24 protein-coding genes are annotated in these 25124 nt (G+C 42.4%); 11 read left to right on the top strand and 13 right to left on the bottom strand.

Going from position 1 to position 25124, the window contains the following annotated elements; all coding sequences use genetic code 11:
• Positions 1-304 precede the first annotated feature (304 nt).
• From C5749_RS14635 to C5749_RS14605, 7 genes are all read right to left on the bottom strand, one after another.
• Entirely contained in the window at positions 305-1120 is an 816-nt protein-coding gene (locus C5749_RS14635) for a siderophore-interacting protein (RefSeq protein WP_105726884.1), read from the bottom strand.
• Positions 1121-1203: 83 nt separating this feature from the next.
• Positions 1204-2136 (bottom strand): siderophore ABC transporter substrate-binding protein, encoded by a 933-nt coding sequence (locus C5749_RS14630; protein ID WP_105726883.1) that lies wholly within the window; start codon positions 2134-2136, stop codon positions 1204-1206.
• Positions 2137-2158: 22 nt separating this feature from the next.
• Complete coding sequence (locus C5749_RS14625) at positions 2159-2920, bottom strand: iron ABC transporter ATP-binding protein (RefSeq protein ID WP_105726882.1); 762 nt, start codon at positions 2918-2920, stop codon at positions 2159-2161.
• Positions 2917-3867, bottom strand: coding sequence for an iron chelate uptake ABC transporter family permease subunit (locus tag C5749_RS14620; protein ID WP_105726881.1), 951 nt, complete (start codon positions 3865-3867; stop codon positions 2917-2919). Before C5749_RS14620 ends, C5749_RS14625 begins: the two co-directional genes overlap by 4 nt.
• Positions 3864-4805, bottom strand: coding sequence for an ABC transporter permease (locus C5749_RS14615; protein ID WP_105726880.1), 942 nt, complete (start codon positions 4803-4805; stop codon positions 3864-3866). The genes C5749_RS14620 and C5749_RS14615 overlap by 4 nt, the downstream gene beginning before the upstream one ends.
• A gap of 51 nt (positions 4806-4856) precedes the next feature.
• Positions 4857-6116, bottom strand: a complete 1260-nt coding sequence (locus C5749_RS14610) for a DUF4374 domain-containing protein (protein ID WP_105726879.1) — start codon at positions 6114-6116, stop codon at positions 4857-4859.
• 36 nt (positions 6117-6152) lie between these two features.
• Positions 6153-8666, bottom strand: coding sequence for a TonB-dependent receptor (locus tag C5749_RS14605; protein WP_105726878.1), 2514 nt, complete (start codon positions 8664-8666; stop codon positions 6153-6155).
• A gap of 270 nt (positions 8667-8936) precedes the next feature.
• Here C5749_RS14605 and C5749_RS14600 point away from each other — a divergent pair, with 270 nt between their 5' ends.
• From C5749_RS14600 to C5749_RS14560, 9 genes are all read left to right on the top strand, one after another.
• A complete protein-coding gene (locus C5749_RS14600) occupies positions 8937-9926 on the top strand; it encodes an AraC family transcriptional regulator (protein ID WP_105726877.1) in 990 nt (329 codons plus the stop codon).
• Between the two features lie 66 nt (positions 9927-9992).
• Entirely contained in the window at positions 9993-10841 is an 849-nt protein-coding gene (locus tag C5749_RS14595) for a helix-turn-helix domain-containing protein (protein ID WP_105726876.1), read from the top strand.
• A gap of 138 nt (positions 10842-10979) precedes the next feature.
• Complete coding sequence (locus tag C5749_RS14590; RefSeq protein WP_181151443.1) at positions 10980-12179, top strand: multidrug effflux MFS transporter; 1200 nt, start codon at positions 10980-10982, stop codon at positions 12177-12179.
• Between the two features lie 27 nt (positions 12180-12206).
• Positions 12207-12638: a MoaF-related domain-containing protein gene (locus C5749_RS14585; protein ID WP_105726874.1), complete on the top strand. Its 432-nt coding sequence runs from the start codon at positions 12207-12209 to the stop codon at positions 12636-12638.
• 513 nt (positions 12639-13151) lie between these two features.
• On the top strand, positions 13152-13730 hold the full coding sequence (locus C5749_RS14580) for a hypothetical protein (RefSeq protein WP_105726873.1): 579 nt from the start codon (positions 13152-13154) through the stop codon (positions 13728-13730).
• Positions 13731-13820: 90 nt separating this feature from the next.
• Positions 13821-14612: a COG1470 family protein gene (locus C5749_RS14575; protein WP_105726872.1), complete on the top strand. Its 792-nt coding sequence runs from the start codon at positions 13821-13823 to the stop codon at positions 14610-14612.
• 2 nt (positions 14613-14614) lie between these two features.
• Complete coding sequence (locus C5749_RS14570; protein WP_105726871.1) at positions 14615-17368, top strand: COG1470 family protein; 2754 nt, start codon at positions 14615-14617, stop codon at positions 17366-17368.
• Positions 17369-17498: 130 nt separating this feature from the next.
• On the top strand, positions 17499-17891 hold the full coding sequence (locus tag C5749_RS14565) for a hypothetical protein (RefSeq protein ID WP_219847988.1): 393 nt from the start codon (positions 17499-17501) through the stop codon (positions 17889-17891).
• Entirely contained in the window at positions 17888-18427 is a 540-nt protein-coding gene (locus tag C5749_RS14560; RefSeq protein ID WP_219847987.1) for a hypothetical protein, read from the top strand. Before C5749_RS14565 ends, C5749_RS14560 begins: the two co-directional genes overlap by 4 nt.
• 190 nt (positions 18428-18617) lie before the next feature.
• Here C5749_RS14560 and C5749_RS14555 read toward each other — a convergent pair whose 3' ends face one another.
• The gene (locus C5749_RS14555; RefSeq protein ID WP_105726869.1) at positions 18618-19301 is read right to left on the bottom strand and encodes a site-2 protease family protein; all 684 of its coding nucleotides are present in this window, start codon (positions 19299-19301) and stop codon (positions 18618-18620) included.
• A 227-nt stretch (positions 19302-19528) separates the two neighbouring features.
• Between C5749_RS14555 and C5749_RS14550 the strand changes: the two genes are divergently transcribed.
• Positions 19529-20080: a putative glycolipid-binding domain-containing protein gene (locus C5749_RS14550; RefSeq protein ID WP_105726868.1), complete on the top strand. Its 552-nt coding sequence runs from the start codon at positions 19529-19531 to the stop codon at positions 20078-20080.
• A gap of 222 nt (positions 20081-20302) precedes the next feature.
• Here C5749_RS14550 and C5749_RS19670 read toward each other — a convergent pair whose 3' ends face one another.
• Positions 20303-20449, bottom strand: coding sequence for a hypothetical protein (locus C5749_RS19670; RefSeq protein ID WP_181151440.1), 147 nt, complete (start codon positions 20447-20449; stop codon positions 20303-20305).
• Between the two features lie 477 nt (positions 20450-20926).
• On the opposite strand from C5749_RS19670, the gene C5749_RS14540 reads away from it, so the two are divergent.
• Positions 20927-22390, top strand: a complete 1464-nt coding sequence (locus C5749_RS14540; RefSeq protein ID WP_105726866.1) for a tetratricopeptide repeat protein — start codon at positions 20927-20929, stop codon at positions 22388-22390.
• A gap of 160 nt (positions 22391-22550) precedes the next feature.
• On the opposite strand, the gene C5749_RS14535 is transcribed toward C5749_RS14540, so the two are convergent.
• The 4 genes from C5749_RS14535 to C5749_RS14520 form a co-directional block, all read right to left on the bottom strand.
• On the bottom strand, positions 22551-23045 hold the full coding sequence (locus C5749_RS14535; RefSeq protein ID WP_105726865.1) for a RidA family protein: 495 nt from the start codon (positions 23043-23045) through the stop codon (positions 22551-22553).
• 332 nt (positions 23046-23377) lie between these two features.
• Positions 23378-23788, bottom strand: a complete 411-nt coding sequence (locus C5749_RS14530) for an SRPBCC family protein (protein ID WP_105726864.1) — start codon at positions 23786-23788, stop codon at positions 23378-23380.
• Positions 23789-23916: 128 nt separating this feature from the next.
• Positions 23917-24564, bottom strand: coding sequence for a DNA alkylation repair protein (locus C5749_RS14525; RefSeq protein ID WP_105726863.1), 648 nt, complete (start codon positions 24562-24564; stop codon positions 23917-23919).
• Between the two features lie 156 nt (positions 24565-24720).
• Entirely contained in the window at positions 24721-25113 is a 393-nt protein-coding gene (locus tag C5749_RS14520) for a DUF5367 family protein (protein WP_105726862.1), read from the bottom strand.
• Positions 25114-25124: the final 11 nt, after the last annotated feature.

Below are 25124 nucleotides of genomic sequence, written 5' to 3'. Positions count from 1 at the left end.
TGCGGAATGATGCACCCCGAGTAAGGTCTGGCTCCCTATGATCGTGAAGCAATACCTCTGCGGCATGAACTGCTAGCTTGTCATTCTGATTCGGATTCGCTTTTTCCATGTTTTCAATCGTTTTAAAATTCCTACTATTGGTTATATACATGTACCGTAACTTTTGATTTATCCACACGTCATAGGTTACATTTTGATTGGTGAATTTACCTTGCGACAAAGTCGAACTTTCCGTCCATGCACATCCTAAGTTCAGCAGTAATAGTAAAGAACGATGTCTTTACTTCATGAAAGATGTATATCATTATCGAATCGTATCCTTTTCGGCTTGCCTGTCAGATTGCGATCTATCTTCTGACACGCCCGATTTCCAGTAGGAATATGCATACAGTTCTTTTTGCTCCCACTTTTTTTCCACTCGCAGGTACGAACGTATTTGTTTTACACTGGAAAACTCGGCTGCTACGTATCCGAACTTTGTGGTTGCGGGGATGGCTATGCTCTTTACGAAGCTGGCGAGCTCGCTACTGTTTTGCGGCGCGGTGTTATGCAGCCAGATGAATTCGATATCGGCGTCCGTGGGTAGCAGCTGTTCGTCGTCCTTCCCGTGCACTTCAATGATGCACACACCTTTCTTACCCGCAGGCAATGTTTCGAGGATAGCACTTAGCACCGGTATTGCCGTAGCATCTCCAACTAATAGATACCAATCAGCAGGAGGATACAGCACCTTGGGCTCTGTACGCATCATAATCCCCAACCGATCGCCGACCTTTGCATGCAATGCCCATTTCGAGGCAGGCCCCGTTTCGCCATGGTTGATAAAATCGACAACCAGCAGCTGTTTGGCTATATCAATTCCCCGATGCGTGTACGTTCTGACAGCAGGTGCAACCGCCTTTGGGGGGTGGTTCCATTCCCCCTTTTCAGCACCAAAGGTGGGAAAATAGACTTGTTCTACACCGTCCGGCGGGATAAGTATCTTGTTATTGTCTCCGATAGTTGTGCGTTCGAACTGTTCAACGCCTTCCCCATGCAGATAGACGCGGATATAATGAGGAGTTATCACTTCTTTTTTCGTGACGGACACGATTATTTGTCCAGCAGCTAGTTTTGCCATATCGTCTTCATTTTTTTATTATATATATGCCTTTGTTCTGATAAGGCAGCTTTGGAAATTCCCAAAGCCGCCACGTTGATTTATTAAAGTGCTTTTGCCACTTCGTCAATCATTACATTCATGGACGCTATGCCGCCGCCTGACAGATACCATGCTTCGGGATCAAGATAAATGATTTTTCCGTTTTTATAGGCATTAGTCTGTTGAATGAGCTTATTCTCGACTTCCCGTTTATCTAACGGGGTGTCCCCCACGGCCGCACTGCGGTCGACAATAAACAGAATGTCGGGATTAGTTTGGAGAATAAATTCATTGGACGCAGTGGTGCCATGCAGATGGGTTTCCAATCCTTTCGCAGCTTCTTTGACACCCAGTATATCATGTATCAGACCGAAGCGGGAACCACTGCCGTACGCGCTAAACCGTCCTTTATTATGAAGTACTACTAACGCCTTCGCTTCCGACATGCTGGCTTTTTCTTTTACGGCACTTGCCTTTGTTTTGATATCGGCCAACGCGCTGTCAAATTCAGCTTGTTTATTAAAAATTTCTGCAAGGTTGCGAAGATTCTTTTCAAGCGCCCCCAGCTGATCCTTCGTATCCCATACGGGGATGATGGTAGCTGCTATCCCGGACATGTCGGTATAGGAATCCTGAAGGCGGCCTCCCAGAAGGATCAGATCGGGGTTCAGTTCATTTATCTTTTCCATATTAACTTCCACGAGATTGCCTACATCGGCGATCGCGGCATCGTCCCGGTACTTGCTTAAGTATTTTGGCAATCCGGATTTGGGAATTCCGACTATTTTGGCGTCGATCAGATCCAGGTTCTCGAGCGCGCTATAATCCAGTGCGACCACCCGTTGAGGATTAACCGGCACTTCTACCGTATCGAGCGCATGAGCGATGGTGACCTTAATCTGCGCCGTTTCCTCACGGCTCTCGCCGTTGCTACTGTTACAGGCAGTAAAGGCTACCATAACCGCCGATGCGAATAGTAAAACTGGTTTTTTCATTTTTTGATATATTTAATTTTTATTAATGGTTGAAATAGTTGCAAACCTTCTTAGAACCGGAATTGGAAATGACAAAGTCAATATCAAATACATCCTTCAATATGTTTTCCTCAATGATATTCTCTGTCCGGTCGTGGTATTTGATTTTGCCGTCCTTCAACGCTACGATATAGTCGGAATAGTGGGAGGCAAAATTTATATCATGCAGTACCATGATGATTGTTTTGCCCAGCTCATCGGCCAATCTCCGCAGGATTTTCATGATCTGTACCGAATGCTTCATGTCCAGATTGTTCAACGGTTCGTCCAGCAGGATATACTCCGTGTCCTGAGCAACCACCATGGCCAGATAGGCCCGTTGCTTTTGCCCACCACTAAGTTCATCAATAAAGGAATCCGCTATGTTTTCCAAGTCAAGGTACCGGATCGAATTGGCAATAATTTTCTGATCATCGACATTCAGCCGGTTTTCCGAGTACGGAAACCTCCCAAAAGCCACCAGCTCCTGAACGGTAAGTTTCATTCCTATATGGTTGAATTGCTTGAGGACTGACAGGTGCCGTGCAAGAACCTTGTTCTTGTAGTCCGTCAGCGGCTTCCCATTGACTAGCACTAGGCCGTTGTCCGGCGTCAATAGCCGGCTGACAATGGACAGCAGGGTGCTTTTTCCTGCTCCGTTGCTGCCCACCAGTGAAGTTACCTTACCTTTCGGAAATTGCACCGAAATATCATCCAGAACAACCCTGTCGTTGTATTTCTTGGATATATGTTTTACTTCAATCATATCTTTTTGACTTTTAATAACAAATAGATAAAATATCCCCCGCCCACAAAATTGATGATGGTACTAACGGGGGTAGAAAAGTTGAATGCCCGTTCCATCAGAAATTGCCCTCCCACGACTGTAATTACCGAAACCAGACAGCATGCAAAGATCATGAGACGATGGCTGTGGGTCCGAATGAGCTCATAAGTGAGATTGGCGACCAGCAGGCCAAGAAAAGTGATGGGACCAATCAGCGCCGTTGAAACAGCAACCAGAATGGCGATCATGATCAAGAATAACCGAACCATACTGTTGTAATTCAATCCCAGACTGATGGCCTGCTCTCGGCCCAAAGCGAGTACATCGAGGTATTTCGCCATGTAGACGCCAATGGATAGAACCAGCAACAGGATGAAAGCAGCATACGGTAACAGGTGCTGATTGATCTTGTTGAAGGAGGCAAACATTTTACCTTGGATAATGAAAAAATCATTGGGATCGATCAATAGCTGCATGAAAGCACTAAGCGTATTGAACAATATCCCTAAAATCAGCCCGATCAGTAGTAACAGGTACATATTGCTTCTTCCCTTTTTGTATATCAGCATATAAATGATGAACGCAAAACCGATCATACAGGCAATGGACAACATAAAATTGCCAAAACTATTCAGCACGTGAAATGTTTGGTCTCCATATACAAAAACCAATATGGTCTGAAGGAGCATATAGACGGATTCAAACCCCATAATGGAGGGCGTCAGGATTCTGTTGTTGGTCAACGTGTGAAACGCTATCGTAGAATAGGCGACGCAACAGGATGTAATGACCATTGCCACTATCTTTAACGACCGGAGGCGTAGAGCAAACTCCCAACTGCTGCCCAGATTGTACAATAAAAACGATGCGATAGCCACCAGGGCTAATAGTATAAGCAGACCTATTATGCTCTGATTCCTTTTCATCTTCTGGATAATAAAAGTGTCAGAAAAACAGCACCACCGATGATGCCTACCGTTAAACCGATCGGAACTTCAAAAGGATAGATCAACAGCCGTCCGATAATATCACACAAAACTAGAAACGTAGCGCCCGCCAATGCCACAAGAGGCAGCGTTTTCTTAACGTTATCGCCATAAACCAAGCTTACGACATTGGGTACTACCAATCCTAGGAAGGCAATGGCTCCTGCCGTAATGATGATCGTGCTAACCGTAAGTGATACGCATAAAAGCCCGACGTTCATTACCATTCGGTAGTTCAGACCTAGGTTGGAGGCAAGATCCTTGCCCATACCAACAACCGTGAATTTATTTGCATATAAGTAGGTCAGGAAAACCGCGGGAAGACATATATAGATCAATTCATAGCGACCTTGTATAACTCCGGAGAAATCTCCCATCATCCAAGCATTCATATCTTGCATAATGTTGAGGTTGATTGCAAAAAAAGTGGATACAGCGTTCAGTATGCTACCGAATATTAAGCCTACCAGCGGTATAAAAATGACATTCCGAAAACGTATCCTTTCCACCACCCGTAAAAAGAGGAGGCTTGCGGCGAACGTAAAACAAAACGCGAAAAGCGCTTTGATCATCATGCTCGATGATGGAAAAAAGGCCATAGCGGCTAACAGGCCCATTTTTGCGGACTCAAGCGTTCCTGCTGTTGTAGGCGAGACAAATTTGTTCTGCGTCACCTGCTGCATGATCAATCCGGAGACACTCAATCCAATACCGGCTAGCAGTAGGGACAGGGTACGAGGAATACGGCTTACGAATATGAGTGATATCTTTTCGCTATCCAATTGGACAATATCGCCTACAGTTAGGTCGGCAACGCCCACAAACAGCGAAATACCGGATAAAAACAAGAGCAGTATGGTAAAAAAAAGAATTTTCATTGATAGCGTATTGAAATTATGTCATGTTTCCGCAATGCGTAATATCCTATTTCATTTTTTAGCTATCCCAGAATATTGCACGAATGTAGCCGCGTCAATAGATGATGCATTTTTGACCGATAAGCCTTTCTTAGCGATAGCAGTTTCTGGGTTGATGACATAATATCTGGGATCCTCAGTAGAGGTTGTAACGCCGATGTAGAGTTTCCCCGCAAAAACATACGGCCAGCTTACGCTAAGATCAGGAATATCTGATTTTGCTGGCATACCTGATATCCAGGTGAGCTTCTTCTCGGACATATCCACTATAGCGAACTGGCTAGCCGCATTATCAATGTTGGCAGCTGTACCCGACTCTATTTTTTCATTATAGAACTCCAACAAGAATTTATCCTCCACTATATGCCAGACCCTACGGAAGCGGTAGCCTCCGGAAGCCTCCTCCAGATCCCAGTAATAATCCTTATCAAAACCCAAACCTCCTTTTCTGATAACCAATGCTCCCGCTTTTTTGGTTCCTGGATTGTTACCGGAAAATACAAATACGTCGCCGTCAGCAGCAGATTCAATCTGCGAATAGCGGGCAGACTTGTAGAAGCCGCCAGATACGGTAAGACGAGTATCCGAATATACGGCCTCCGTAGCTAAACTATTGGCGTTGATCTTCGCAATAATGACGTCGTCTAAATTATCAGAAGGAAAATCAAGACCTGTATAAAATGATCCGTTTCCGGCATCCGCTATACCTAACAGGGCCGCATTTCTGCCTTCGAAGCCAGGAAATTCATTGACCTTGAAAAATTTATGACTGGGATCTCCTGCGGACATCGGGATCCTGTTTATAGTCGCCAACGTGGGGTCCGAAGATCGGCCTCCGCTCATTAATGAATACGCGACATCGCCCACAATACCGGCTGTAATGAAGCCGTTCTGAATTTCAAACTGCGCTCCAAGTCTTTCTGGTTTGCCTTCTGTACTGACGGTAAAACGCTGACCTAAATGCGCGTCCCCACGACCGTAGTTTATGGCCGTAAAGCCCTGATAACCATTTTGCATATAGTTCGAAAATGTTCCTGAATACTCAAGACCCTGTCCAATCGTCGTTATTGAAGCATTCTCGTCGTCTAATGCCGCGGCAGTAAGTAGGTAAGTCGAATTATCGACCGTTGCTGCGACTAAGAATTGTCCCTCCATATTTTCTTCTGGGTTTGGGTTCGGCTCGGGTTGTTCAGGATTGTTCTTGCTACAGCCTATGATCGCAACTGCTGTCAATGCTAACATCCAGGATTTACTGATCACTTGTGTTTTCATGTTCGAGATTATAGTTATATTATTTATATTTAATTGTTATCGCTTAATAAAGAAATACCTCAGCTTGAGCGAAAAGCGTCTTCCAGGCTTTTGAAGGCTGAAGTTGTCGTATAGTATTGCGTTTTCCAGGTTTCTGGCTTCCAGTGAGACATTGTATCTACCGTTTTTCATAATATATGTCGCGGAAAGATCACTGTACACCTGTTTCGCTATAAAGTCTTTGGTGTCGCGATCGCCGTAGGCAATAGCGTTTCTGTAAATACGGTCTACGAAATTGAATGTATAGTTCAGGTTTAGGGTGTTCCCCCTCCCCATGAGATTGTGTACGTAGTATGATGCGTCCACATGCCAGAAAAAATACGGCAGATTGGGCATTCGATAGTTATAGTTGCCGTTTACGAGGTTGCCGCTGAGATCTTTATATTTTGCTTTGTCTCGAATATCCATATAGGTCATGGTTGCCCCGAGGGTAGCGATATTTTTATAATAGATCCTCGTCTCCACATCTGTTCCCAGACGCGTAACCCGGCCGTGGTTAGCTCGTCTGTATACGGATATTCCGTTCAGATCGTCGCCTATCCTGTCTAAGGCGGTCTGTATAAAGTCATATGTGTCCCGATAGTATCCGGACCAGTCTACATAGAGGGTATAGGCGGGACTCAGTTTTTTATTCAATGTGAATCCGATGTTGTAGTTGTTCGACTGCTCAGGTCTCAGTGTGATATTACCAACTTCCAATATTTCATCCCCGAAAAGTTCGCGGTCGTTAGGCAGACGGTACGCTTTTTCAGCAGAGGCCTTGAGTTGTAGATCTGTAAAAAAATAGGTTGTGGCTATACCGTAGCCCATTTTTTGTGCATTTTCGTTCTTGCGGTAGGTAAGCCCCTCATCGCTCTGCGGCCCAGATGCATCAATACGGTAGTGTTTTGCAAACAGATTGGTATTCCATCTCCGTTTATAGGAGAAGCGATATTCGATTCCAAGTATGTTCTGGAAGCTGCTTCGGCTCATGCTGTCGGCCGCTGTCGGCAGTCCGGGATACAGTCGTTGCGCGATGTCTGCTAAAACGGGCTTTCGCGTGTAGTTGGTTGCTACGCTGTTTATCGCGACGGAATGACTATGATCGATGCGGTAGCCGATGTTGGCTGTGGCAGATTCGTTCCTATTCGTAAACTCGGTAACACCAAAACCAGCTTCGCCGTAGGACACACCGGTGCCCCGCAATCCGCCGATAGGTACCCTTTCTCCCGTCCAGCTGTATTTGTAAGAGGTGGTATCCACCGTGCCGCTTTTTTGGTAATTAAAATTACCATTGACCCGTACGCTGAGTCCTTCAATGATCAGATTGCGTTTATCGTAAACAAACGAGGGCAATATGGACTTACTATGTGCGGTGCGTTCACCGAATGCATATTTCATTTCAGATCCATGCTGTATATCCTTTTTTTCCTGCCCCAGTGTTAGTCCAAAAAGCATCCGATCCGCCCACTTTTTACCTACGATACCCACTCTGGCCATGACCGTCTCGTTTCTATAGGTGTCGTGGAACCGTCTAAACCAAGCAGAATCTGTAGACCAGCCCGCATTCTGAGACCAGCCGTCATCATTATTCCCTCCCTCGGCAAAAAGCCGATAGACTGTCTTGACCTTATAGTCATTGTCCGAGTAGTTCTGAAATGCATTTAATTGTAAGGATATTCCGGACTTAAAGGTGTGGTTTAAACTGATGTTGCTTTTGTGCGTATTAAACGATCCGATGGAATATGAGGCATCCAATGTCGTATTCCTTGTTCGGTTGGTCACAATGTTAATCACTCCTCCCAAAGCGTCCGCTCCGAACTCAATGGGTACTACCCCTTTATACACCTCTATACGTTCAGCTATATTCACCGGGATGTTGTTCAGCTGAAATGCGGACCCCATACCCTGCATCGGAACTCCGTCCATAAAGACGCGGATATTACGTCCGGTAAACCCGTTGAGCGTGATGTTCATGTCTGATCCGATACCTCCGCTTTCACGGATCTTTACTCCCGAGGCCTTATCGAGAAGCCCGGCCACATCCAAAGTAGCGTTGTAGTGCGACTTCGCATCGAGTGCTACCACATTAAAAGGGGTCTCTTTTACCTCTAATACGCCGGATTTCCCCACCACGCTCACTTCATCAAGTGCACTTATGCATTGTTTGAGAATGGCAACGTGCGTCATATTTTTTCCCGCTGTAATGGCTATATTTGCCTTATACAAGTCATAGCCCATTGCCGAAATAGTTAGCCGATATTGCCCTTGGGGTAAAGACCTGATATAAAATTTTCCTTCGCTATCGGCATGTGTGCTATATTCTGTTTTGTCAAAGTACAGGGATGCGTTCTGAACTCTGTCTCCTTTGGCGTTGCGGACGACTCCAGATAGGGATCCGGAGGACGGGGCTTGGGCATCTAATCGAATACTCCAAAGGACAAGGATAATAAGTGGTAAAAGATTGACATAGCTTTTTTGCATAGTAGCTCCCAGATAAATTAGTTCAGGCTTTACTGTTCCTAACAACATTCGATACGGTAACAGTCAATATGAAGAGTGTACGCGAACAATGGTGCGATGGCGACCCACAACAAACGATAGACTGAAAGATTATCAGCGCTCTCGGTCTTATCGCTTTCCCAATGGCATTTGACAGGATGATTACAAATTGCAACGCTCATAGTTTCTTATTAAGATTAATTATAAATAACTTTGGCTGCAAAGATAGTCCGGGCATAAACTTTCGGACGATGAAAAGAGGAGTAATTTCGATGAAAAAAAAATTGAAAGGAGAATCATATGGAGGTATCGGTACAAAGCTTATCACCAAGCGGCATTAATGTGATCAACGGGTTTGCAGAGGAAGTAGATTATCTGGATATCGTTGAGATTGATAGGGTTAACATAGCCGACGGCGTAGTGGACCGGAATAAAATTCTGTCGATGTCAGATATCTGCATAACGCACCTTAACATTGATGCCCAGCAGCCGATAGATTTCGCGATACAGACGGATAAGCCGGCCATTGAAATGAACTTCTCCATTTCTTCAGAATCGGTCTATAAGTTTGAAGATATTAGCGCCCCTATAAGTCTCGACGGGAACCAGCAAAACATTGTTTATTACCCCGAGACGGCGTATGAAAACCGTTGGTCAGCTGGAGCAAATCAGGAAAAGATATCCATTATGTTACCCCCTGCATATGTCGAAAAATATATCCCTCGAGAAAGGCTTTTTTCAACATTCATAAAGAAGCTGGAAAGAGACAGGACGGCACTTCTTTGTGATGCAGCCCTTCCCATAACGCCTAGGATGTACGTGTTGTTGCGAGAGATTTTGGATAATAAGCATTGCAGTGGATTCAAGCGAATGCACATCGAATCAAAGGTTATTGAATTGTTGATGCTCCAATTGGAGCAATATGAAATTTTGCACAAGCGAAATGGTAGCTTCAAGGTGGATAAAAAAACTTTTGAAAAAATGCAAGCGGCCAAAAACATCATTGAGTGTAATTTAGCCAGCCCTTGTTCCATCATCGATCTGGCAGGCAAGGTCGGCACCAACGAATACCATCTAAAGAAAGCATTCAAGAAGGTTTTTGGGACAACCGTGTATGGTTATCTGACCGAAATGCGTATGCAGGAAGCAAAGCGATTATTATTGGCGGGAGACTTAAACGTAAGTGAAGTAGCACTGATAATGGGATATAACGATTCTACCAATTTCACGGCGGCTTTTAAAAAACACTACGGATTTACCCCCGGAAAAATAAAGTCAAAAACCGGTTGACCTCGTAAAGCATTGTCTAACAGGAAAGACCGTAACGTTTATGAATTGAAACTGATTTTTGGAAAAATGAAAACCACCGATAAAGAAATTCCGCTCCACAAGCTAGAGCCCGAAGAATTTTTCCTCTTCGAACGGATTGAGCTCGCGGATATCAGTAGCTTCCGAGACTTCCATCGCCATAATTTCTACGAGATTCTGTGGTTTACTGAAGTTGAAGAAAATGCCAGTCATTCTATTGACTTCAAACCTTATCCGATAAATTCCAGTGATATTTTTATCCTCTCCCCTCATCAGGTACATATTATGGAGGTCAAGGGCAAAAGGGGCTTTTTGATTCCTGTTGCTATTGATTTTTTCGAATCCTTGTTTGAACTGGAAACAAACCTACTGGTCGCTCCATACTTCCTGAAGGTCTCGTTGCCCACAGATTTATCTGAAACGCTTTTGCAGTTAACGACGCTTATAGAAATAGAATATAAAGGAAAGCGTAGACGCGATTTGCTGGAAGCGTATATGCGTGCTTTCTTTATCCTTTTGAAGCCGAACGGTGAAAAGAGCAAGTATAACGATGCTAATACACAAAAAGTAATACAGATTCTGGATTTAGTACGTCGGCATTTCAAGGTACAGAGGGAGGTTCAGTTCTATGCACAGTCTGTCCACCTGAGCAAGAGGCGTGTAAACGAACTTATGGTGTCTCATACCGGCCAAACGGTTAAAGAACATATTATCAATCAGCTTATCATAGCCTCTAAGCGTAGCATAACGAAGCCTGAGTCCTCCATAAAAGAAATAGCTTATGGATTAGGTTTCAATGATCCTGCTTATTTTTCGCGGCTGTTCAAAGCAAAGACAGGACTCAGCCCTCAGGAATATAGACAGAAAGCAGTGCGGCTAACTTCAGCTTCTGATTAAGGCTCATCAAAGGTTCATTTAAATTATTTGTCGCTGACCCGAAAGTTCATGAGGTCCGCCAGTTTGTACAATATATCTCCTTTGGATAGACGTACTTTTGCTGACGTTATTCAGATCTGGAAATTTAATTGGCAATCCATGAATAGAAAACAAATTACAATAGTGCTTATTCTGTCTTTTCTGACGGCGCTGGAACCATTAAGCATCGACCTGTTTTTACCTGCATTTACGCAGATGGCCGAGCAATTCAATACATCATCTACGAACGTACAGATGTCTCTGTCTACTTTTCTGGCGGGTTTTGCTATCGGTCAATTGATCTGGGGGCCATTGGCAGATCGTTATGGGCGAAAAAAACCGCTCTTGATATCTTTAATCATCTTTATACTAGCATCAGTAGCGTGCGTGTACGCACAAAGCATAGAGCAATTGTGGGGCATGCGTTTTGTTCAGGCTATTGGTGGTTGCGGCAGCATCGTGATAGCCAGAGTGGTAGTGACCGATTATTTTGAAAGTCACCGAACAATGAGTGTCTTCGCCATACTGGCTATGATCATGGGCGTAGCACCGATCATTGCGCCCATTATTGGAAATCAGCTTGTTAAATGGGGTGGCTGGGAGTTTACTTTTGAGGCAATGGCTATACTTGGCGCTTTAAGCGTATTGTTCACTTGGTTTCTATTGCCCGAGACGCGCAGGGTCTTTACTGCAAGTAAAACGTTGTCTACAGGCGGGCAGAATAGTGTGTGGCAAAATTATATAGTCGTTTTACAGAAAAGGCAGTTCGTGGTTTATGCCCTAATCGCAGGTGTCGTACAGGGAGCATTAATGCTATACATCGGAAATGCCCCTTTTATAGTAATGGATGTGGGAGGAATGTCCGGCGACGTATTCAGCATCATCTTCGCCGTGAATGCTCTGGGCATGATGCTAAGTGCCTATCTTGCTTCCCGTTTACAGAAGAGATACAGTGCGCAAAAAATAGTGGGGTTTGCCGCTACACTAATGTGTGTATTCGCTGTTGTTTATATAGGGATGCTGTTGGCGGGAGCATCGATGCATTCTCTTTTAGCGGCATTATTTTTGTATACGTTTCCGATGGGAATGTTATTTCCTGCTACAACCGATCTAGCGATGGCACCATTTAGCACAGATAATAGTGGATCAGCTTCTTCATTATTTGGAGCGTTACAGCTGGGAATCGCTTTCCTGATAACGATTGTGGGAGGACACCTTTCTGACGGGTCGTTACTAATTGTGGGGATTACTTTTCTCGTAGTTTCCTTGCTTATATTCCCTATACTTTTCATAAGCAGGACAAAAAAACTTAATTCATAATCATTTCACAACAAAGTAAAATAAAATATGAAAACACAACTTTTAATAGTATCAACAGTTATTATTGCTTTAGGCGCATGTGCTGGCAAAACGAACAAGGTGGATGCAACATCCGAAGTAAATGATTCGGTCGACTACCAACTAATAGGGAAAAAAGCACGGTTAACTTATCCCACTCTGAGTGCTGAGGTAACTTATATTGATGACTCTACGTTGCACTGGAGTCAAACAGATACAGAAAACAATCATACCGAAGGTACCGAGACAATCAGTTATAAACAGCTCAATAACCATCAGTTTTTTTTGAGCTGGATCGAAGCTGACGGTTATACCGTAAGTCAGGTAATTGATTTAGAAACGAAAAAAGTAACCGCATACTTGAGTTACCATGATGAAAAAAGTAAAAGAGGTAAGCGCGCTGCGGATTTTGTTGAGGGCACGGTAGAGATTATTGAATAAGCAACCTTCTATGCGCGATATCACCTCCCCCCATTTTATTAAGGATGATCGACGTTGGAATACCACGTTATTTCAGCTTCTTATTAACAAAAATTAAGGCAGACTAAGTAGCTTGTAACCCAGCTTGTTGAAAAACTGTTCTTTACTCTTCCTATGGTAAGGGACCGCATTGCAATAATACTGATAACTCGCTTCTTTGTCCAATGAAAAGCAAGAAAACCGATGAAATAAACTTGCGGAAGCTCATACATATTGTCCTGCGCATTTGTAAAAAAACTAAGGGAGCCAGCTTCGGGGTTCTCTTAGCTTATTGAATAATCCCGCAAGAAATTCTCTGCTTCGTTAAGGCGTTTACAGGTGTCATCCTGAGCCATTCTTACAATACTATATAACCCTTTCCTACAAGCCGTGATGGTCTAGCTATTTTTTAAAAAAATTAAAACCTTTTTAGGTCATACTTGTTCGATAAATAAAATAACACCCTATTAAATGAAATAAAATCCTATGAGACCTATGAAAACATTAACAATCTCAATTCCTCTATCATTAGCGGCTGTTGCTCTAGCTGTTAATGCAAATGCACAGGACAGCAACACGGATAACCATACGATTACGATCTCGGTGCCAGAGGTTGCAATTGTTGATATCGAACCCGCTGCTGCTAAAAACATCACGATGGGTTTTACTGCTCCTACCGAGGCTGGCTTACCTTTGTTAGGACCAGCGGATAACAGTACTTTATGGCTTAACTACTCCTCTATTCGATCCACCGCCGATGATAGCAGAACCGTTTCGGTGCGATTGGACGCAGAAATTCCCGGAATAGACATCAATGTTACGGCCGCTGCCGCTGCAGGAGCGGGCGACGGAACCTTAGGAACTCCCGCCGCCCAACTGACATTAACCGCTGCCGACCAAGTTATCATATCCGGAATAGGGAGCGCATATACCGGTGATGGTGTAAGTAATGGGCATAACCTCACATATGCCTTGGCATTTGGCGGCTCTACTGGCGGGACATCGAATTACGAAGACCTCGTTGCGGCAGCAACCGTTGAAGCAACGGTTACATATACGATTTCGGACAACTAAAAATAGTTGGATTAACAGATTAAGGGAAATCCGCTTGATAGCCGGTTTTCCCTAACCTCTATTATTATAAACCCCTAGATTATTTGAATCATGTTCAAGTACACTTTACTCTATATTATATTTTTCGCACTGTCTATACGCTCACACGCGAGTATTGTTGTGCTCAATGGATTGACACATACCTATAAAACTGAAAAAGCAAAAGTGTATTCTGGAAAGATCGAACTCCAAAACACAGGGACTGGACCAAAAAGTGTCAAACTTTACCTACAAGACATTTCCTACTCCTTTGATGGAACTATACACTATACAGCACCCCATACCAATAAAAAAACAAATGCGGATTGGATAAAATTGAGTACAAACCTTGTTAACTTAAAAGCCAATCAAAGTGTGGAAATCATCTATCAGGTAACTGTTCCCGACTCAGTCGTCCGTGAAGGAAGCTATTGGAGCACCATTATTATTGAGCCCGTAGAAGAAATCAACCCAAACACATCAAATTCCGGTGTTCAGATTACATCAATTGTACGCTATGCTATACAGGTTATCACAGACTACGTGAACAGTCCGATCAAGCCAGAACTAAAATTTGAAAAATTCGGAGTCGAAAAAAATGGACGCAATAAAATTCTTCAGGTAGCCCTTTCAAACAAAAGCGAGATTTATTGCAGGGCCATCACTTCAATTGAGTTATACGATTCCGAAGGTAAACAGATAGAAGGTCAATTAGAAAGTCCTGTTATGGGACTACTTCCCGGAAACTCAAAAACATTTAATATAGAACTTGGAAATATTACCCCCGGCAAGTATAAGGCCGTCGTTTTTGCGTCGGACCAAGAGGAAAATACATTTGCAATGAACATCGACCTAGAAATCTAGAAATGTTTGAACGTTGGGCTCTCATACTATTGATCATCTTTCCGAACATACTTCTATCTCAGGAATATAATAAAAGCATACAAGATAGTACTAAAGAGCTTAAACCAGGTATCGCGACATCGATACTCTTCCATGTTGATAAGTTACCCAAAAAACAATCATTCTATGACATAGATGTTGAAACCTCGAGCTCCCATCTCACCCCTATCTTGGCCAGCGACGGACTTCAACTTTCTGACAAACTGGTTTCGACCCTAATCGTGCCGATTAAAATTTCATCAAGTGCGCCCCCTGGCATCCATCAGGTTGTACTACATATTAAGGACAAAACAAGTGCAGAGCAAATGAGCCTTTCAGAAGAAATTCGGATTAAAAAAATACGTGAAATTTCTTTATCAAAACTAGATGTACCCACTTATGTTAAGGCGGGCGATACGATCACGGCGTCGTTTATACTAAAAAATGGCGGGAACGTCGAACAAGTTGTCAAGCTAGAAAGTAACGTAGGGACTATTGCTCGGCATCCATATTTGATATTAACCCCTGGTGAGACAAGAATTGTCCAGGTAAATAAAATGACGGATATAACCGTTGGGAAACGAACAATACAAAATATAGATATCATCGCCGATTCGCCAGATTCCACCTTCACACGTATCGCAGCTTACGGTTCGACAAATGTTATCCCCGTAACACCTACCAAAGACGACATCTATCACCGATTTCCCGTCTCAGCATCGATATCTTATATCGGGATGAGAAACCGAGGAAGTTTTCAGCAGGGGTTTCAAGGAGAGGTGTATGGACGTGGTAGCTTAAACACTGAAAACACAGCAGAACTAGAGTTTCGAGCACTTACGAAAAATCCTGTTGATTTTAACACGTTTACCCCATACGAAGAATATTTTGCGACGTTTCGAAACAAAAAAGTCTATGCTCATTTGGGCGATAAAGTATACTCATCATCTTTTCTTACGGAATATGCGCGGTACGGGCGAGGTGCAGAACTGAAAATTGAACTGGGAAAAGTAGCATTTGGCGGATTTTATAACCGTCCACGTTTTTTTAGAGAAATAAAGGATGAATTCAACATCTATTCTACATTTCATCTCGACAGTACGACAACTATCTCCGGAGGATATCTTTTAAAAATACCAGAAAGAGGTACGTCGACATTATTTAGATCTCAGTACTTGACGAGTAGCGCCCATTTACCTTACCTAATCGGAAAGACCACCTTACTAAAGCAAATAGACGTAGAAGCGGAGATAGCAATGAGTAAAATGGATAACGCACAAGGCGCAGCTTACAGGGTAAGGGCCGATGGATACTACAAACAGCTTTACGCGAACCTAGCATACATGCATGCTACGCCGTCTTTTGCTGGGTACTTTAACAACAGTTCCATGTTTAACGGTAACATTAGGTTGACAATCGCCAAAAAGATTGATCTTCTGGCAAACTACACGCAAGATGCACAAAATTTCCGTCGTGACACCATGTTCCTCGCAGCGCCTTATCGAAATAACATGCGATATGGTGTTAACTTCAGATATTCGGAAACCGGAAATATAACATTTTATAATGGATACCAACGTTATCGCGACCGGCAGACGCCCCGTCAGTTTGACTACAATGAATTGTTTTTCAGAACCTCTTTATACCAAAGGCTTTGGGATTTCGATCTCGACTTAGAGGGGCAGCTGGGGAAAACCGACAACCATATAACAGGACTAAGAGGTTCATCATCGTACCTGAGGGCAGGCCTAGGGTTCGAAAAATTCAACTCATCTTTTAATGTTTTCGGAAGCATTGCACGCACTTCCCGTTACAGGGAAACAAACCAATCACAACTGTATTACGGAGCAAGAGTGATGAGTCGGTTGTCGGCCAAGTCCAGCTTGCATGTTTTCTATCAGAATGACTTTTTACCAGAAGAGTATTTTAGAGACCGTAACCTGTTTGAGTTATTATTTCGTCAGCAGTTCCTTCCAGCCCATAGCATCGACATTTCCGGCCGGTACATGCTTCAGCGTGGTCAACTTGGACATAAAGATTTCGTTGCTTCCATTCGATATACAGCACAATTGAATTTACCTGTTAAAAAAACTGCCTCCTACACGACACTGTCAGGGACTGTCGCTAGTTTGGGTGCAACAAAAATTGGCGGGATAAGATTAATGCTGGGCAAACAACAGGCTATAACAGATTCTGAGGGAAATTACGTCTTTAAAAACATAGTCCCGGGTGAACATTTTCTTGAAATTGACAGAACGACATTCGCATTTGAAGATATCCCAGACGTTCCGCTCCCCATTTCAATCTTTCTTTCTGAAGATCGAAATAATACCTTCAATTTTGGCTTGACAGAGGCAGCAAAAATAACCGGTACCTTGGCCCTCTCCGCCCCGAGCTCAAAAGACCTTATACAAATGAAAAGAAAGATAAACCCGAAAAAGAAAACGGAGGTTGCAAAGGTAATTATCGAGGCTTCCTTCGCCGATCAAGTTCTTAGAAAAATATGTGCACTTGGGGAAGATTTTGATTTTACTTATTTACGGCCAGGCGATTGGACAGTTAAAATTTATGGAAACGATCTGGACAGCAGATACTCAATTCCCAACAAGGTGTACCAACTGTCTTTAAAGAGTGGACAGACCCAGCATGTCGTAGTCCCAGTAACAAAAAGAGAATCAAAAATACAATATCAGCAACAATCGATAACCGTAAGCTATAACGAAAATATAAATGAATAGTATGATCAAAATATTAATTCTTGTTATCATTCCGATAAGCGCAATTTGCCAGACGACTGGTTCAAGAAATATTGCTATAACTTTGCCCAAGGTTGCCTTACTTGATATTGAACCTGCGGGAACAATAGTAATGAATTTCCTTCCCCCAACAGACGCGGGAAGGCCGCTTGCGGCTCCCACCGTTAATACGAGTAAATGGATAAACTATACTTCAGCCATCGAAGCTGGGGGCGCGAGCAGATCAGTCACCGTCGCCATCAACCAGACAATACCCGGCGTAGACATTAGATTACAGGCGGCAGCGGCATCTGGTTCAGGCGGTGGAATACTGGGTTCAGTAAGCGGGCAGGTCATCCTGACGGCCGTTCCACAGGTGATTATAAGCGGTATCGGTGGTGCATTTACCGGCACCGGTACAAGTAATGGTCACAGACTGACATTGTCGATTGCACCTAACAATTATGCTAACCTTGCTGCAGGAAATAACAACATCATTGTGGTTACTTATACGATAATAGAATGAATAATATCTCCATATACTACAAAAACCGTCGCGCTTATACCCTACGTACGAGCGTTGTCCTGTTTTATTTGTTAGTAATCTTCTGGACGAAACAAAGTGTTGCGCAAACCATGACAGTGGGGGGTACAAATTGGACCGTGCCAATTTCACCTATAACAGAGGCCGGAGCCAACTACTCTGGAAGTTACCAAAGCGCGGCCAACCAGATCCTTGTATCGGCCACGCTGCCAGCATTGCTATCAGGAGCCCGGGTATCCGTTCAATACCAAGCTGACCCGACATGGCACCCATCGCTTAGCATAGCTGCCCGCCGCACCGGCACCGGACAAACGCTGTGTTTACTTTGTAGCGTTACGGGAGGAACAACTTATCTGCCTGTTACAACAGTCGCAACAGAACTATTCAGAATTCAAACGGTGCTTACTTTAACTACCTTTAACAATATACCTGTACAGCTGCGCTTGAGTGGTGTCTCTGTAACAATTCCTGCAGCAAGCTATCGTGCAAGAGCCGTATTTACAATAAGTGGCTTATAGTAATTATAAATCAGTTAAAGTTTTCTTCAAACGCTCATTTGAACAATGCATCGTTCGGTTTAGATCGTTTTAATAATTTTTATTGGTAATAATATTATGCCATGTGGGTTACTTAAGGAAACCCGTTTTAAAAAAATCCACCTGATAATGGTATATTAAGCTAAAGATAAGAAAAAAGGTAAAAAAATAGCTAGAGCGGGATTCTTGGATAATTGCTAATTTCCGTTTCTTTACCACCTTTGCTGTTCATTACCATACTGGGACGGTTACTCCTTGCAACCTCATTTGCCTTGTTTAGCGCTTCCATTTTCCCTTCGTAACTAGCTATCAATTCCTCCTGGTCATCAAATACCCGCCACTGATTGCCGTCCTGATCCCACCGAACGTAGTATACTCGAGGTGTTATAATGTTCTCTTTGCCCCTGATTAAGTCGAGGATAATCCGTCCATCACTATAACCTCCGTCTGGAAAAGGAATGGGAATAAGAGCAAAGAATATGTAGTATAATGAAAAATACGTGAATTGATATGCAAAAAGACCTTCCTCGAGGATATCCTTTTCGACAAGTAAAATAACAGCTATCGCGGCCAGCAAGTTAAACAAAACACCGCCAGAGAAAATAAGGATATTGGCTATTGTTCTTTGACGTGTAATATTATCAAAAGTACAGAAGCCATACCAAAAGTAGTACTGTCGGACCTCAACTAGGCCCCAACGGAAAACAGGCTTTCCTGTTCCTATCGTAATCCTAATATTTTTTCCACCCATAAGCCACGCAAAAAACACATGTCCTCCTTCATGAATAGCCGAGATTACGGGTAGTAAAACAAAAAAAGCCAGAATAAATTTGGGAATATCTTCAATTCCAAACATAAGCAGCAAAATTTCTGAGTCGTTTATTAAACTACGTAAAGAACAACCTTTTCTTTAATTCGTTTTAACCGAATAAGAAAGGCCCCGTTCGTATAGCGTTTCTTTCCACGGGTATCAGTTTCAGATTTTTGACTAATAGTCGTACCTTTCTCGAATAAACTTAGGATTGCGGCTTGTTAATGTAGGAAGTGTTTAGAATGAAATAACGGAAAAAGTAGACTATTAAAATGGAAGATACCATCATCCTCTGGCAGGGGGAATATTACAACTCTTTAGAACATTGCACTATTCAGCTTGATGAAAACGCAGTGAAAATCTATTCGACGATTGTGGGGCATTTGGATAATAAGATTTACAACATAGCCTACTTTATCGAAGCAAACCGCAATTGGGAAGTGCAGCATTTCAGCATCAATGCAAAAATAAACAGTTCTCCGTTTCAAGTCGAAGGACGGAAAACCAATGGCCATTGGAATGTAAACGGATCGGTTATAAACAATTTGTATGCCTGTGTGGATATTGATATTTCTTTAACTCCCTTGTCTAACTCGTTTCCGATTAACCGGTTAAAATTAAAAGACGGCCAGCAAGCGCATATCGATGTTATTTATATTGACGTACTTGAACAAAAAATAACAGCGCGCGAGCAGAAATATTCGCGGCTGAGTGCAGAAAAATATAAATACGAGAACGTACCAAACGATTTTGAAGCTATAATAACCGTAGACAAATCAGGCTTAGTAGTTAGTTATCCTGAACTGTTTGAAAGAGTGCATTAATTCGAACCTTACTGCCGGGTTTCTTGTGCGTTTTTTATCACTATGTTATATACGATAACCTGACCTAAAGAAAGTTATGATAACTTCACAGTATCTCTTGAATGGAGTCGTTGGCAACAGTTTACTTCTAAGATGAAATGAAATAGATGGAGCATAGCAATTTTAAAAGGTTGTAAGAGCCTGTTGGAACCATTGCTTGATATGCTCCAAATGATCACGTCCTTACACGTTGATAAATCGACGTGTCTCGGGAAGATTTTCATCTTCATAAACGGCCAGACGTTTCCTCGCGAATTCCAGTTTCAATGGAATCCCACACTTCTTTTCAATGCATATTTTCCAATCTTCAAAATTTTGTGGAATGCGCATAGTTATCTCATTTTTTAATTCAAAAATAAGAATAAAATACTTAAATGCAATTATATTGCTTTTAATATTTTGTGTTTCCATTTCTGAGTGCGCGTTTAATGCAGTTCTATTTGCGCTGGTGGCCGATGCATACGGAATTAATCAGCTATTTATCAAAATCTAACACAACAGCATTCAAAAATATACCATTCAGGCTCGGCTGGAATTTCAGGATGTATTCTACTCTCCGCATCCCGCTTGTTTTTTAAACTCGCTTCGATTGAAAAGGATTTGTTTCGCTTCGGCGGGAAGAGAGCGAACGGCACGAAAACGGGGTGAGAGGTGGGTGGCGGAGTAGTGAGAGAGAAAGTAACATGAGATTAATATCGGTTTAATGTTCAAAATGGTTAGATTTGCAGATAATATGTTTTAGCGCTGAAATTAATCTGAAATAGCTGTAATAAACAGCTAGCTAATAAATAGTTGACAACCTACTAAATGAAGAAGCAGTTTCTATTTTTGTTTTTTTTATTATTTACGTTTAATGCAATCGCTGGCGATGGCTGGAAGCAAGAGGTTGATTCAATCTTAAGTAAAGCAAAAGAATTCGAGATGAATGGTGAATCTTTGCCGCAGCTGGAAACTGCTTTGAGCGCTCTGGCGCTGTCTAATGTGCATAACTATGATGAAGGAAAAGCAAGAGCTCATTTTTCGGCAGCTAACGCACTTGTAAATGTTGGGGTGTTTAAAGAGGGTGTTGAGCATCTTGAACGTGTTGAGCGTACGAAATATTATAGGAAAAAAATGCTTATGCAATCCGAAGTCCATCGGGTGAAAGGGAGAGCTTATACACGACTCAAGTTGTATAACCAAGCGATTCGGGAGTTTCATTTGCAGCTAACCTGTATAAAGAATTTGACAGGGGATGCACAAAAAATATCCTATGTGTATACATATGGAAATTTAAGTACTGTTTTTGATCAAACGGAACAACTTGATTCGATGCAGAAGTATATAGAGCTTCAATTGAATGCTTTGCGGGATTTTGATGAAAAGAGTGCCGCTACGATGTATCTAGGGGTTTATGATGACCTAGGGCAGTTATATGTTAGAAAGGACAATTTTGCGAAAGCACAACAATACCTCGATAAATCCCTTGCCCTTGTGGAGAAATATAACATCCCTGTATTTTATAATACACTCACTTTTCTGGGCAATTTGGAGAACAGGAAAGGAAATCATCAAAAAGCATTGGCTTTTTATCAAAAGAGTTTAGCGAATATGCGGGAAGTTGGCAACAGAAATGCAATTAAGGACACTTACCGTCATTTAGCAGATTATTACCTTAATAACGAGTTAGATAAAGCCAAGGCTGACGAGTACGAATTGGCCTTTAGCCGGCTCAATGATTCTTTAGAAAGGGAAAATAGACAGGTGGTAGATTTGGTACTCAACCAGATTTTGAAATCAAAAGATCAGGAATCTGCCACTAAGGTTTCGAAATCAATTAGGGTTTCATTAATTGCTATGGTATTGCTTGTTGTGGCGATCACGTTTTTTGTATGGCGCGCTAGACGCAACCGTAGGATTTTGGATCAAAAAGAAGAGGCTTTACAGGAAACGGAAACCGTCAACAGGGAGCTGACGGAGCAAATCGGGGAAAATAAGTTCAGTAACTTGATTGAGCTGGCTAAAAGTAATAACCCGGAGTTCCTGACTTTATTTACCGAATTGTATCCTCAATTTATACAAGCGTTGAAATCACTTGATTCAAATCTTAGAAGCACCGAGCTTGAATTTTGCGCCATGGCGTTTCTCAACTTTTCAACAAAAAATATTGCGGAGTATACCTTTGTTACAGTCAGGGCTGTACAGATCAGAAAGAACAGATTACGTAAAAAATTTGAAATCCCGTCGGACGCAGATTTCAATAACTGGATGCGTGGATTGACTGATTCTTAATCCAGTGCAATTTGGCAACTCGACTTGAAGGCACCCTCATCCTCACCTTGCCCTGAAGGTTCTGTTCGCTGACATCCCCCTATCGAAAGACATCCCGAAGATTTCTACGATGATTACGACGAAGACTACTGGGATGGGGTTTGACGATTGATCTGTCTCTTTAGCATGAAAATGGGAGGATACCACCCCCGCGCTGATGGGAGGCGATGGTACAGGTAGCTGTCAAGCCTACACAAAAATTTTTAGGCAGTCGTTCAACGCCGAAAATAGCTCTGGAATGTTGCCCTCTATCAGCCAAAACTCGGACGAAGAGGTCGGAGGCGCCATCTGCCAGTTGGGGAGCTTCATCCCATTCGGCTGTCGCCTGAAAATATATGTCCAAGTGGTTTATCCCTATGAACTGATCTATGGATGAGTGCGCAGTTATCTGCGACAACACATTTAGTGCGCAAATGCCGAGAGCTTTGTAGCCATCGTCGGTCGATAGTTCTTCGCCGAGTTTTCCCTGATAAACAGCTTTGTTATTCCATATCGGGAATTGGATGGCAATGTACGCAATATCTTTACGAATGTTAAAGGATACGTAGTTACCACCGGGCGTAGTGGGGGTTGGAAGTTCCAGGTCAAGTTCTTTTAGTTTTTTTAATATGTCCATATCACGATTTAAGGCAGGGTAAAGATAGGGAGTGTGAGCGTGATGTTTTCGGGTCAGCTACCGGAAAGAAGATTCCCGTAGCACTACGCAGGAATCATCTTCTCTCTTTTTCTTCTACATTCATTACCGGACGGCAAAGCGATTGATCCTCCCGAAGCGTTCTTCTATAAAAACAAAGCGATGAGAAAAGTCATTCCCACCAACGCGCACGCATTTATAGACTATGGGAGGGCATTAATTTTACTTGCAGGTCATTTGTGCTCTCTGGTATGTTCTTACTCTCAATCCCAGGACAATACCGAAAACGACGATTAAGATGCCAAAGCAATATGCTAGGGCAACGTCTTTTCATTTTCACAATACATCTTTAAACGATAAAGGAACATCGCCCAATTATAGCTGCACCATCTATAGTAGTCAGTCATATCTTTCCAATTATAGTGTCTGAGTACGACAGTTGTGGTATTGTTTTTTTCTGAAAGGTCAAAAGAAATTCCCGTCCCTACCCATTCCTCATCAGATGCTATACATTCCCAAACGACTTTATCGTTTGCGTGCAATTCAATTATTTTCATTTTTGTGAGGTACCCTTCGTTGAAATCAAACTCATTTATGAAGCCAATCTCAGGTTTTACTTTCAATTTCTTTGTCCATACCTGTCCTAGGCCTTCTTCTGTTGTGAGTGCTTTGTATACTAATGTAGCGGGGGCTTTGATGTAGTTAATTTGTTCTATTCGTTCCATTTACCTTATATTTTTATGCATTGATTTTTTTCTGTCGGTTAGGATTGTTATGGTTCAAAACTATAACATAGAAAAAGGAAATCACTTGTCTTATGACAACTAATCAGTACTACGACTAGAGATTTGTTTCACCGAGTGGACAGGTACTTATCTACCTGAATGGCTATTAACTTAGGCAAATAATTAGGCGTACAATTTTTAGCCACTATTTCATCTTTATACAGTCCGGTACGTTCTCCGAGTGCAACGCATCTTGAACGATATTTTTCTTCAAAAATCCCGATTTGAGCCGCAGTGAAATTCATTGCCCATTGGACTTCCGGCACTTCTTTTTCAATGCGTGTTTCAATTTTAGAAAGCAATTCTTCCGTGTTCGGCGGGGGTGTTTGCCCAACCCAACGTAAACGGGCTTGATAGTACCAAAAAACTCGTCTTTGCAATGAAGACTGGCTGTTTTCCCAAGCTTCCATTAATAAAACTGTCTTTTTGTCTTTGGAAAGTTGATTTGCCATTAGCCAGTCAATTAATTGAAGTTTTTCATCTTCATTATGGTGCCTAATGTCGTTGTCTAAATTGTCAATTAGTTTTTGGGAAAGTTGCTTTTTGTCCATGATCAAAATGGCAAGCTGTCGAGGTAAAAATCGACCTGTTGACCAAAGTTCTAAAGCTAGTTCGTGGTCTTTTTTGATCTCACGCGCAATTTTCCGTAGGTCTCCTAACTTAGTTTCTGTATTGATCTGAGCCAAGATGTTTTCTGCTTTGGAAGAACGCTTCATATCAATCTTTGTTTTTCATAATAAAATAACTTGACCTTCAAAATTCGTCCGTGTACTTTGTCTACTAAGATACGATTTATTCAGGTTTTATTTCAATTTTGCCTGCCTCGGAAGACAGCTCACATAGTAGACATTTTCTGATGGATTAGATGGGGGTTATTTAGGAAATGACTCTTTGTTTTTTAGTCTCCAATAGAAATATACTGTTGCAATGTTTATAAAAGCAAGCACCCATAGTAATGGGAAGGAAAAGAAGCTTTGGTAACTACCACCTCTGGGAATTTCTACAAATGGTACGGTAACCACGGCGTCTAGAATTAAAGCGGTTAGGGCCATAATGATCCCAACTTTCATTCCGTGTTCTTCATTACCGTTCTTGTAAAAAATGGATGCTCCAAATATTGCATATGGTACAATTAGTATACCAACAGCTAATACCTGCAGGTTCAAAGAATCTTTAATTGTGGGGACATATTCTAATACGGCAAATGTTAAGAATATAAATACCCAAACCATGGCACCTATTGAAATTGCTCTAAAATGTTTCATTTTTCAGTCAT

This window comes from Sphingobacterium gobiense, assembly GCF_002980575.1.
GTDB lineage: Bacteria > Bacteroidota > Bacteroidia > Sphingobacteriales > Sphingobacteriaceae > Sphingobacterium > Sphingobacterium gobiense.
Note: the sequence above shows the minus strand (reverse complement) of the source record. Positions and strands in the feature narration are given on the sequence as shown.